13 protein-coding genes and 2 tRNA genes are annotated in these 11459 nt (G+C 31.8%); 1 reads left to right on the forward strand and 14 read right to left on the reverse strand.

Annotation, left to right across the window (positions count from 1 at the left end):
* The 12 genes from ACREVU_RS08560 to ACREVU_RS08615 all read right to left on the reverse strand — a co-directional run.
* Positions 1-385: GTP-binding protein (locus ACREVU_RS08560; RefSeq protein WP_431551186.1), on the reverse strand; the 385-nt coding region annotated here is incomplete at its 3' end.
* 80 nt (positions 386-465) lie between these two features.
* Positions 466-541: transfer RNA gene (locus tag ACREVU_RS08565), tRNA-Thr, on the reverse strand.
* A gap of 9 nt (positions 542-550) precedes the next feature.
* Positions 551-625, reverse strand: a tRNA-Gly gene (locus ACREVU_RS08570).
* Between the two features lie 70 nt (positions 626-695).
* Complete coding sequence (sigH, locus tag ACREVU_RS08575) at positions 696-1337, reverse strand: RNA polymerase sporulation sigma factor SigH (protein ID WP_431551187.1); 642 nt, start codon at positions 1335-1337, stop codon at positions 696-698.
* A gap of 75 nt (positions 1338-1412) precedes the next feature.
* Positions 1413-1922, reverse strand: coding sequence for an NYN domain-containing protein (locus tag ACREVU_RS08580; protein WP_431551188.1), 510 nt, complete (start codon positions 1920-1922; stop codon positions 1413-1415).
* An 8-nt stretch (positions 1923-1930) separates the two neighbouring features.
* Positions 1931-2716 carry a 23S rRNA (guanosine(2251)-2'-O)-methyltransferase RlmB gene (gene rlmB / locus ACREVU_RS08585; RefSeq protein WP_431551197.1) on the reverse strand — a complete coding sequence of 262 codons (786 nt, stop codon included), beginning with the start codon at positions 2714-2716 and terminating at the stop codon, positions 1931-1933.
* A gap of 340 nt (positions 2717-3056) precedes the next feature.
* The gene (locus ACREVU_RS08590) at positions 3057-3191 is read right to left on the reverse strand and encodes a hypothetical protein (RefSeq protein WP_431551189.1); all 135 of its coding nucleotides are present in this window, start codon (positions 3189-3191) and stop codon (positions 3057-3059) included.
* A gap of 201 nt (positions 3192-3392) precedes the next feature.
* Positions 3393-3815: a Mini-ribonuclease 3 gene (locus ACREVU_RS08595; protein ID WP_431551190.1), complete on the reverse strand. Its 423-nt coding sequence runs from the start codon at positions 3813-3815 to the stop codon at positions 3393-3395.
* Positions 3816-3866: 51 nt separating this feature from the next.
* Positions 3867-3989, reverse strand: coding sequence for a hypothetical protein (locus ACREVU_RS08600; RefSeq protein ID WP_431551198.1), 123 nt, complete (start codon positions 3987-3989; stop codon positions 3867-3869).
* A gap of 331 nt (positions 3990-4320) precedes the next feature.
* On the reverse strand, positions 4321-5013 hold the full coding sequence (ispD, locus tag ACREVU_RS08605) for a 2-C-methyl-D-erythritol 4-phosphate cytidylyltransferase (RefSeq protein WP_431551191.1): 693 nt from the start codon (positions 5011-5013) through the stop codon (positions 4321-4323).
* 25 nt (positions 5014-5038) lie between these two features.
* Positions 5039-6142 carry a PIN/TRAM domain-containing protein gene (locus ACREVU_RS08610; RefSeq protein ID WP_431551192.1) on the reverse strand — a complete coding sequence of 368 codons (1104 nt, stop codon included), beginning with the start codon at positions 6140-6142 and terminating at the stop codon, positions 5039-5041.
* Positions 6143-6259: 117 nt separating this feature from the next.
* Complete coding sequence (locus tag ACREVU_RS08615) at positions 6260-6733, reverse strand: CarD family transcriptional regulator (protein WP_431551193.1); 474 nt, start codon at positions 6731-6733, stop codon at positions 6260-6262.
* 146 nt (positions 6734-6879) lie between these two features.
* Here ACREVU_RS08615 and ACREVU_RS08620 point away from each other — a divergent pair, with 146 nt between their 5' ends.
* Positions 6880-7284, forward strand: coding sequence for a nucleoside triphosphate pyrophosphohydrolase family protein (locus tag ACREVU_RS08620; protein WP_431551194.1), 405 nt, complete (start codon positions 6880-6882; stop codon positions 7282-7284).
* A 36-nt stretch (positions 7285-7320) separates the two neighbouring features.
* Here ACREVU_RS08620 and disA read toward each other — a convergent pair whose 3' ends face one another.
* Both disA and ACREVU_RS08630 read right to left on the reverse strand, forming a co-directional pair.
* On the reverse strand, positions 7321-8385 hold the full coding sequence (gene disA / locus ACREVU_RS08625; RefSeq protein WP_431551195.1) for a DNA integrity scanning diadenylate cyclase DisA: 1065 nt from the start codon (positions 8383-8385) through the stop codon (positions 7321-7323).
* A 294-nt stretch (positions 8386-8679) separates the two neighbouring features.
* Positions 8680-11115 carry an ATP-dependent Clp protease ATP-binding subunit gene (locus tag ACREVU_RS08630; RefSeq protein WP_431551196.1) on the reverse strand — a complete coding sequence of 812 codons (2436 nt, stop codon included), beginning with the start codon at positions 11113-11115 and terminating at the stop codon, positions 8680-8682.
* Positions 11116-11459 lie beyond the last annotated feature (344 nt).

Here is an 11459-nt window from a genome sequence, read left to right on the forward strand (position 1 = left end):
CTACTCCAACTCTGCTTGCTAATAGTATATGTTCTCTTGTTTGAGGCATTGGACCATCTGCTGCACTAACTACTAGGATTGCTCCATCCATTTGTGCGGCTCCAGTAATCATGTTCTTTACATAATCCGCATGTCCTGGGCAATCAACGTGTGCATAATGTCTATTTACTGTTTCATACTCAACGTGTGCAGTGTTGATTGTAATTCCTCTTTCTCTTTCCTCTGGTGCTTTGTCAATTTGGTCAAACTTTGATGCTTGTGCTAACCCCTTAGTTGCAAGTACTGCTGTTATTGCTGCTGTTAGTGTTGTCTTACCGTGATCTACGTGTCCTATTGTACCAATGTTTACATGTGGTTTAGTTCTTTCAAATTTTGCTTTTGCCATTTTGTATTCCTCCTTGTTTAAACAATTACATTTTCGCGTTCGTAAACTTATCCTAGTGTGTAGTAGGGCCTTAATAATTATGGAGCCCATAACCGGGATTGAACCGGTGACCTCCACCTTACCAAGGTGACGCTCTGCCGACTGAGCTATATGGGCACTTAATTTTGGAGCGGGAAACGGGTCTCGAACCCGCGACACCCAGCTTGGGAAGCTGGTGCTCTACCACTGAGCTACTCCCGCCGACGTACAACTTAAAGCTATACACCAGTTATTAATGTTACTATTGTTTGTTTTTTTTGTCAATACATTTCTACCTTTTACTTAGACATTTTTCTAATTTTCTTTTTACTCTTTGAAGTGCATTGTCAATAGACTTTGCGTGTCTGTCTAAATCACATGCAATTTCTTGATAAGATTTACCATCTAGATATGACATCAATACTTCCATTTCTAACTCTGAAAGAACCTCACCAATTTCATTTTGAATACTAATTACTTCTTCCCGACTTATAACTAATTCTTCAGGATCAGTAATTTTAGCACCTGATAACACATCCAATAATGTTCTGTCTGATTCCTCATCATATATTGGTTTATTTAAAGATATATATGTATTAAGAGGAATATGTTTCTGGCGAGTAGCTGTTTTTATTGCTGTAATTATCTGCCTTGTAACACAAATTTCTGCAAAAGCCCTAAACGAAGATAATCTGTCGGCTTTAAAATCTCTAATAGCCTTATAGAGACCTATCATTCCTTCTTGATATATATCTTCTTTATCAGCACCAATCAAAAAATACGACTTAGCCTTGGCTTTAACAAAGTTTTTATACTTATTAATTAAATATTCTTGTGCTCTAATATTTTTTTTTTGTGCCTCAATAACTACCTCTTCATCCAACCTGTCTTCAAAGCATGAAATATCAACACTTACTCTAATTATTTTTTCCAACAAATATCCCCTCCACAGCTAGCATGTGTCATATAAATGATTATACCTTAGAGGAATTTCCATAGTCAAGACAATTCAAAGGTTCCTTCGTATTTTTTCAAGTTTCTCCAATGTTTTTTCATCTATTCTCTCTTCTAAGGAATTTCTTTTTTCTAAATACTTCTTTTCTGTCTTAATTCGAATTTTTTTTTCTATGCTAATTACTTCATAATAAAATTCAATAGAAGACATTCTGGTGGCCCCTCTTTGAAAAGTAACTTGTTGCACTAAAGAATCCGATGTAACAACAGATATTTCGCATTTTCTTCCAATATTATTGACCATTCTTTCAATATATTTATCTGCTGTTTCACCTTCTTTTGTGAAAACCACAAATAAGTTTCCTTGTTTTTCTTTTTTTTCAAGACTTCCTTTGACCATATGTGCATCAAAAACTATAAACATTTTATAACCCTTAAATTCCGTGTAGTTTTGAAGAGTGTCAATAAGTTGCTGCCTAGAAGATTCATAACTATAATCTTTAATTATATTAAGATTCGGCCAGCTATTAATAACATTATACCCATCTACAAAAACTGTTTTCACTTTTTACCTCATCTGATTTTTTGTTTCATAATTTCATACATTATTATACCACCAGCAACTGATGCATTCAAAGAGGTTATTTTACCAGCCATAGGTATTTTTACTAAAACATCACATTTTTCTTTTGTAAGTTTAGAAATACCTCTCCCTTCACTTCCAATAACAAGCGCTACTGCACCAGTTAAATCAGTGTTAAATATATAATTTTCAGCATCCATGTCCGCACCATAAACCCATACACCACGTTCTTTTATTTCATCAATGGTAGCATTTATATTAGTTACTTTTGCTATCTTTACATGTTCAATGGCACCAGCGGATGTCTTATAAACTGTTGGAGTAGCCCCTACATTTCTCCTCTTAGGTATAATTATACCATGAGCTCCACATACTTCTGCTGTTCTTATGATAGATCCAAAATTATGAGGATCTTCTATCTCGTCTAGTATAATTATAAAAGGTTTTTCTCCTCTTTCTTCTGCAGTTTTAAATATATCGTTCAGTGAAAAATATTTATAAGGAGTTACTATTGCCATAACACCTTGATGTGACGCCGTTTGTGACATTTCATCTAGCTTTCTTCTGTCAACCTCTTTTGTAACAATTCCCTTTTCTTTGGCAAGGGCCAACACTACACTTATAGATCCTATCATATCACCTTTGGCAATAAGAATATATTCTATAGTTCTATCTGATTTTAGTGCCTCTATAACTGCATTTCTTCCTTCAATTAAGTCTTCTCTAATGATTTTAGTTTCAGATCCTTCGCAAGCATTATTAGTTTTATGTCTCATTTCAGATTTTTCCCTAGTAATTTTCTTGCCATCTATAACATTCTCGTCCATTTGTCTTTTAGTACTTATTTTACTTTTTTCTTCTCTGCTCTCTTTTGCAACTTTCCCACCTTTTTCGTCATCTCTAAATCTTCTAGCGGGTTTGGCTCTTTTATTATATTTACTGCTTGAAGAACCTCTACTTTCTTTTGACGCAGATTCCTTAGTCCAAACTCTTTTAGACCCCGTTGCACTTTTATCTTCTCTAGTAGTTGAAGCTCCTCTATTTTCTCTAGGTTCTCTACTCCCTTGATGCTTTTTGTTGTCACTCATTTTAAATTCCTCGCTTTCTTTATCTATTTTATTTCATATTCTTTTCAATTTCTTCAGGACTTAGTAGTTTTTCTAGGGTTAAATATTCTTTTATAAGAATATCCAATTCATTTTTACAAAAAATCCCCACTAACTGATTATACTCTATTTGAACGCAATTCATATATTCTATAAATATTTTCTTTTTAACTTCGTATTTCTCAATATTGGGAGAAATTATGTATTAAAATTGTTCTAGCTTTAGATATTCAAAAACTTTTCAGTTTTCTTCTCATCCAGATTTTCTAGTATTTCATCAATGCCTACAGGACTATAACTTTCTCTGGGCTAAGTGTATGTTCTATTAATTTAGCTACAAGTATGACTATTCCTCCCCCAAATCGAAATTTATAATTTTTTCAAAAATGCAATTTAATCGTTCATTTTTTTCACTCAAATATAAATAACCTACTAGTGCTTCAAACCCTGTAGCCCATTTATACTCATTTAAATTTGCATTTTTAGGTGTAGTTCCACTTTTGGAATTTCTAGCTCTTTTAAATATACCCAGTTCTTCTTCATCTAAATCTTCTATTAATAATTTCATATATTCACTTTGAGCATGTGCTTTCACATATGAAACTGCTTTAACGTGAATTTTATGAGCATTCATATCTCTATTTTTTTCTACAAGGTAAGCTCTGATAAACACCTCATAAATTGCGTCTCCAACTATTGCAAGCACGAGAGAGTTTAACTGTTTAACTTGCTGAGTTGTAAATTTACCCTTTAGAATATTAAATTCCATGTTTATTCTGCTCCTTTACATGTTACAATTTTATGTTATTACTTATAAATTCTAATGAACTTGTACTACAATTTTTCTTATCATACCAGCTCTTAACATTAATATTTGACTACATATTTCTGACCCTGCAGGTACTTCTCTTAGGGTACTTATTAGCATTTTCGATAATTTCATGAATATCACCACTTTTATAGTTACACATGCTCAAATAAAAGCCTAATTATTAATATAACAAAATAATAAATATCAAAAAAAATAAAAAACTCACCCTATTTTAGGGCGAGTAGCCTTGCGGTGTCACCTAAATTTTCACTATTTTTTAACGATATATACTACCGGTAGTTTTGCTACAGTTCAAAAGTAGGTTCAAATAATTTACAAATCTCTCAACCTAGTATTTTCTATCTGTAAGCGGCCTTTACTATCCTTAATCATTGCCTAATATTTAGTTATTAAAAGTTTTCTTTATAATTACTATTTACGATACACATTAAATGTGATGATGTCAACAGTTAATCTTTTCTAATATTTGCCTTCCCATCTCCAAATCCTCTGGTGTTGTAATCTTTATGTTGTTGTAACTCCCCTCATAAAGATACACCTTATTACCATACCTTTCAACTACCATAGTATCGTCAGTTACCCTAATGCCCTCTTCTTTAATTTTATTATGACAATTTAATATAAGTTCATACTTAAATGCCTGAGGTGTTTGAACACAAAAAAGCATTTCTCTATCAGGCGTTTTCATAGAAAATCCTGATGAGTCTTTAATCTTAATAGTATCCTTAGGCCTTACCCCACAAGCAGTGGCTCCATATAAATTAGCATATATGATTGCATTTTTAATAATAGCTTCGGTTATAAAAGGCCTTGCACCATCATGAATAAGTACAACTTCACAATTTGATACAGCCTTTAAACCATTAAGTACAGACTGTTGTCTCTCCTTGCCACCAAGAACCACATTTTTGACTTTAAAAAAATCATATTTTTCAATTATTTCTTCTCTGCAATAATCCATTTCACCTTCTGCCACAACTACTATAATATCATCTATACAATTGCACTGCATGAAGGCTTTTAAAGTGTAATACAAAATGGGATGCTTCTTAATATTTAGATATTGCTTGTTAATAGGCTCTCCCATACGGCTACCCTTACCCGCCGCCAAAATTATGGCACAATTTCTACTCATATCAACCCCCACTTACGAAATATGATTAACTTTTCACTACGGAATCCTTATTTTTAGCAAAAATCATCCTACCTGCAGCTGTCTGAAGTACTGATGTTACAATAACAACTATATTTTCACCAATATAACGTCTTCCACCTTCAACAACAATCATTGTGCCATCATCTAAATATGCTATTCCTTGGCCTGATTCTTTTCCATCTTTCATCACTTGAATTTTCATTTCTTCCCCTGGAAGTACTACTGGTTTTACTGCATTAGCAAGTTCATTAATGTTTAAAACTGGAACCCCTTGGAATTCAGCTACTTTATTAAGATTAAAATCATTTGTAACTACTTTACCATTCAAAACCTGAGCTAGTTTTAAAAGTTTGCTGTCCACTTCTGCAATATTCGGGAAATCTTTTTCCCAAATTTCAACTTCTATATTTAATTCTTTTTGAATTTTGTTTAGTATGTCTAGTCCTCTTCTTCCTCTGTTTCTCTTAAGTCCATCAGAAGAATCAGCAATATGCCTAAGCTCCTCTAATACAAATGTAGGTATTATTAGCGGACCTTCAACAAAGCCAGTTTGACATATATCAAATATCCTACCATCAATTATTACAGATGTATCTAGCACTTTTGGGTTTTCATTAGTAAATCCTTTGGTTTTTTTGTCCTTAAATCCGTCTTTCTTTTTAATGCTTGTAAAGAAAGATAATATTTCATCTCTTTTTCTAGCACAAACATCAGCTCCCAAAGCCGCCATTATCACTGTAAAAATAACTGCAATTATATTCCATATAGGCGATTGATATTTAAATAGCCCTGCAAACAAAGATGCAATTACAAGACCTATTATTGCTCCACCTGTTCCAAAAATAATTTGTGACGTAGGCATCTTCTGTATACTTTTCTCCACGTAATCCATCAGTCTCATTATCAAAGATACGATCATAGGAGATACTAGAAATAAAACAACTCCAAAAAACAAACTAGAAAAAATAATGAATATTATTCCCTGAATCCCACTTTTAAAATTATTAAGACCACCAAAATAACTTGTGCTTAGAAGCATATCCCCTACTAAGTACCCTATAATTAATCCTATTATTGTAAAAAGTCCTCTTAAAATTTTCTTTAACAATAAATTTCACCTCCTTTTAAATTATTAACACTTAATCCAATTTATATCCTGTTATTATCTAATATATACTATAAATATCTGTATTTCAATGAAATCTGTCATACAATTAACAATTTGTTAAACTAAGTTCCTTATTTTACGCAGTGCGCCCTCCATATTTATTCCAAAAGCTACCATTATTTCACTGGCTACCATACCTTCAACTCTTTCTAAAATCCTTTCCTCTCCTGGCGGAAGCATATTTTCTTTTTTCAAATAATGTAAATCCCTAACTACCTGGCACATTTTTACAACATTTCCGCTTTGAATTTTCTTCTTATTAATTCTATATCTATTATTCCAATTACTTTCTATATAATCAAAATGGTTTGATATTATTTTAAGGGCATTCTCTAATTCTACTTTACTTAAAATGCTTCTTATTTTGTAATTTTCTATTTTTTCTATAGGAATCATCAAATTCATATTATCTAATATAAGATAAATATTTATATAATTATCTTTTATAAAAGATAATTCATTACTATCTATATTTTGTACATACCCAGCACCATAATCTGCTAAAAATACGTTTTCGCCAATATTTAACATAACATTCCCCCTATGAATAAAACTGCTATTGATTTATTATATATGCATAAGCTTAAATTCGTACTTAATTTATTGACAAAAACATAATATAAAACTTATAATTAGAATAGTGTAGTTATTTAAATCTTTATAAGGAGCTGAACACAATGAAAGATTGTATATTTGATAATTTTCAAAATTCTGTGGATGGATCACTATTGCGACATAGAAGTATTTTAGATATAATTACTAAGCTTCAAGAGTCAGAGGCCCGAGTTAATAGAGCTGTTGTAAAGTCTATTACAAATTGTGGTTGTATTAAAGTGGAAGCAAAAAAGCAGTATACTCCTGCTAATATAGATGATTTGGATTTAGATACTCTTAGTTCATCACTTGATACACATATGGAAGGTAAGCTTTGCGAAAACTGTAGAGAAGTCATAGAGAGAGAAATTGGAAATAATCTTTTCTATACTACCTCACTATGCAATCTTCTAGATTTAAATTTATATGATGTTATTTTAAAAGAATATGACAAAATTAACACCTTAGGTAAATATAACCTTAGATAAAAATATAGCACAAAATAAGTTGGAACTTATTTTGTGCTATATTTGTTTGTCTAACATAAATTTCTCTTTTAATCTTCTTAGTCCATTTTTAATAGCTTTGGCTCTTGCTTCACCTATTCCCTCTACACTATCAAGTTGTTCGTAAGATGCTTCCATTGTACCTTTTAATTCTCTAAAGTTCTTAACTAAGTTTTCTATAACATTTACAGGTATGCGAGGTATTTTATTTAGCATCCTATATCCTCTTGGAGAAATTAAAGTATCCACTAGTGGAACACCTACATATCCAATGATTTTAGAAATGAAATCTAAATCTATAAGTTCCTCGGAACTCATGTTTTCTATTTGTCTATACATTTCAGTATAGTTCATACCACTTTGACAATAATCTCTAATTAAGAGTATTCCATCCTCTTCAACACTTCTAATTAGCTCATTGAGTTGCATTGAAATTAGTCTACCTTCATTCCCTAGTTCACAAATATATCTTTCTATTTCTCCAACTATTCTCATAACCATTTCTGTCCTTTGTATAGCTGATATTACGTCAAAAAGAGTAGCTAAATCTTGAAATTCTAAAAGGTTTAAATTACTTACTACTCGCTCAAGAACTGAAACATATTTTTCTAAGGTCTGAACAGCTTGATTTGCCTTTGCTAAAATTACACTGCTATCCCTTAAAACATATTTTATATCATCTTTGTAAACGGTTATGATAGTTCTTCTTTGTGATATTGCAACAACAACCGACCCAGTCTGCTTAGCTATTCTCTGAGCAGTTCTGTGCCTTGTTCCTGTCTCAAAAGTAGGTATAGTAGGACTAGGCATAAGTTGAGTATTTGCATATAATATTTTTTTCAAATCACTGCTTATTACTATAGCTCCATCCATCTTTGCTAGTTCATATATATAAGCAGGACTATATTCAGCATTTATTCCAAACCCGCCATCTACGATATCTAATATTTCTTTTCCATCTCCTAAAACAATAAGACCACCAGTTTTAGCTCTTAAAATATTTTCAAGCCCTTCTCTAAGAGAAGTACCTGGCGCCATTATTTTTAGTATACTCATAAGTTCCTTGCTTTTCTCTTCTCTCATTTTTTTCTCCCTATTTAATAGATATTACCTTTAAAAAAACTTGCTTAAAATATCCTTTAATGAATCTTTACCTTTAACATTCCTGAAACACAAATATAGTTTTACTCATTACCACAAATGTGTCTCCTATTTTTATTTGAATTATAATATCTTTATTTTAAACAATAGCATCATATAAAAATCACTTTCAAATTATTTGTTTTTAATGTAATTTAAAAAACCACTCAAGAGTGGTTTTAAAGAAGTCATATAATTAAATTATATACTTTTTGCTGTATATAAACAACATTAAAATTATAAAGTCTTAAAAATCAATTTATTCTCTCTAACCAAAACACTTACATTATCGCCTTTGTTAATATTCCCCATAAGTATTTCTTCAGATAACACATCTTCTACAGACTTTGTAATTTCACGCCTTAACGGCCTAGCACCGTATTCAGTATTAATTCCAGACTTAGCTAAATATTTTTTAGTATCCTCATTAAAAATAATATTAATTTGAAGTTCTTTAAGGCGCTGCTTCACTATATTAAGCATTAATTCTACTATTTTGTATAATTCCTCTTTTTCCAATGAATGAAATACAATAATGTCATCTAATCTATTTAAGAATTCTGGTTTAAACGAACGTTTTAATTCTTCCATTATATTTTCTTTCATCTTTTCATATTCTGAATTTATACCCTTTTCCTTTATATCGAAGCCTAGTGAATTCTGCTTTTTTAAAGTAGCTGCACCTACATTTGATGTCATTATAATTACTGTATTTTTAAAGTCTACTGTTTTTCCTTTTCCATCTGTTAGTCTTCCATCTTCTAATATCTGCAATAAAATATTAGTTACGTCTGGATGAGCTTTTTCAATTTCATCAAAAAGTATAACGCAATAAGGGTTTCTTCTCACCTTTTCTGTTAATTGACCACCATCATCAAAACCTACATACCCTGGAGGTGAACCCATAAGCCTTGAAACAGTATGTTTATCCATATATTCAGACATATCTATTCTTACCATGCTATTTTCATTACCAAACATGGCCTCAGCCAATGCTTTTGATAACTCTGTTTTGCCTACACCAGTTGGACCTAGAAATATAAAAGAGCCTATAGGTCTCTTTGGGTCTTTTAAGCCTATCCTAGCCCGTCTAACGGCTTTTGAAATAGATTCTATAGCCTCATTTTGTCCTATTACTCTCCTGTGGAGTGATTCTTCTAAATTTAGTAACTTTTCTGATTCCTTTTGGGTCAATTTTTCTATAGGAATATTAGTCCATTTTGATACAACATTCGCAATTTCAAGTTCTGAAACTATTAGTTCATCCCCTTGGTTTTGAGTTTTCCAATTGTTTTTGGAATTATCTAATTTATCCTTTAATTGTTTTTCGTTGTCTCTTAACTTAGCAGCTTTTTCATAGTCCTGTACTGAAATAGCATCAGATTTTTCTTTAGATATTTTATCTATTTCATCTTCCAAATCTTTTAAATTTGGTGGGGCAGTCAAATTTCGAATTCTTACTTTTGCCCCGGCCTCATCAATAAGATCTATTGCTTTGTCAGGTAAATATCTGTCCGATATATATCTATCCGATAAAGTTACAGCTGCCTCGATTGCACCATCTGTAATCTTAACTCTATGATGTGCCTCATACTTATCTCTTAATCCTTTTAATATATCAACAGCTTCCTGTTTACTGGGTTCGCCTACTGTTATAGGTTGAAACCTTCTCTCCAGTGCTGAGTCTTTTTCGATGTACTTTCTATATTCATCTATAGTAGTAGCACCTATGCATTGAAGTTCCCCACGGGCAAGTGCTGGTTTTAATATATTAGACGCATCTATAGCACCTTCCGCTCCTCCCGCTCCAATGATAGTATGGATTTCATCAATAAATATTATAACATTCCCTGCTTCTACTATCTCTTGCATAACTTTCTTAAGGCGTTCCTCAAATTCTCCTCTATATTTAGATCCTGCCACCATGGAGGATATATCCAATGTTATTACTCTTTTATTTTTTAGAATTTCAGGAATACTTCCTGTTGCTATTCTTTGTGCAAGACCTTCTGCTATAGCGGTTTTACCTACACCAGCTTCGCCAATAAGGCACGGATTATTTTTCATTCTTCTGCATAAAATTTCCAGTAGCCTTTGGGTTTCATTATCTCTTCCAATAACAGGGTCAAGCTTACCCTCTCTTGCCATTTCAGTTAAGTCTTTGCCAAAACGATCTAACGTTTCGGTACTATGCTGCTTTTTTTCTTTTGATAAACTTCCCTTTTGAGTATCTTCAGAAGACCAATTATTTAGTATATCATTTCTTAGCATGTTAAAGTCTGCTCCTAAATTAGTTAAAATTGTGTAGGCAACACCTTCTGCTTCTCGAATTAAAGCAAGCAAAATATGTTCCGGACTAATATAATTATGATTTAAATTTCTGGCTTCTATCAAACTTAATTCTAATAATCGTTTTGTCCTAGGAGTTAAAGGTATCTCATTTCTACGCATCTCTACGTCCCCTTCACCTTCATACTCCATTACTAATTTTTTTACACTTTCTGTAGAAATTTTCATATCATTCAATGATTTTTTACATAATCCATCTTCTTCCTTTAAAATGCCTAAAAGTATATGCTCTGTGCCTACATACCCATGCCTTAACTCCTCAGCCTCTTCTTGAGCATACACCAATACCTTTTGCGCTCTTTCTGTAAATTTATTAAACATCATATTCAAACACCTCACTTGCAATGAATTTACTTATACTTATAATTATGCCCACTTTCATATCATTCTTACATATTATTTTCCTGCAAAATCAAAGTAATTATTTCCCATATATTGTTATTCTACAAATTTTATTTTTACCCTGCTTTAAAAAATACTTTCCGTGTTAGTTTTTTTTACATTTTTATACATAATATTCTTATCTTCTTATATATTTTCGTAAATCGAGTAGGAGCTAAATAATTAATTTATTTAGCGACCTCTCACACCACCATGCATACCGTTCGGTACACGGCGGTTCAATAGAAATTAATGTTTTAATAAATATGTCTCAGATATAGAAACTA

This window comes from Clostridium sp. (assembly GCF_050717535.1).
Taxonomy (GTDB): domain Bacteria; phylum Bacillota; class Clostridia; order Clostridiales; family Clostridiaceae; genus Clostridium_AD.

Bases quoted from the DNA above. Each gene is read 5' to 3' on its own strand.
- rlmB (WP_431551197.1), bottom strand. From the start codon at position 2,716: ATGAGACATAAAACTAATAATGCTTGCGAAGGATCTGAAACTAAAATC.
- ACREVU_RS08590 (WP_431551189.1), bottom strand. From the start codon at position 3,191: ATGAATTGCGTTCAAATAGAGTATAATCAGTTAGTGGGGATTTTTTGT.
- ACREVU_RS08595 (WP_431551190.1), bottom strand. From the start codon at position 3,815: ATGGAATTTAATATTCTAAAGGGTAAATTTACAACTCAGCAAGTTAAA.
- ACREVU_RS08600 (WP_431551198.1), bottom strand. From the start codon at position 3,989: ATGAAATTATCGAAAATGCTAATAAGTACCCTAAGAGAAGTACCTGCA.
- ispD (WP_431551191.1), bottom strand. From the start codon at position 5,013: ATGAGTAGAAATTGTGCCATAATTTTGGCGGCGGGTAAGGGTAGCCGT.
- ACREVU_RS08615 (WP_431551193.1), bottom strand. From the start codon at position 6,733: ATGTTAAATATTGGCGAAAACGTATTTTTAGCAGATTATGGTGCTGGG.
- ACREVU_RS08620 (WP_431551194.1), top strand. From the start codon at position 6,880: ATGAAAGATTGTATATTTGATAATTTTCAAAATTCTGTGGATGGATCA.
- disA (WP_431551195.1), bottom strand. From the start codon at position 8,385: ATGAGAGAAGAGAAAAGCAAGGAACTTATGAGTATACTAAAAATAATG.
- ACREVU_RS08630 (WP_431551196.1), bottom strand. From the start codon at position 11,115: ATGATGTTTAATAAATTTACAGAAAGAGCGCAAAAGGTATTGGTGTAT.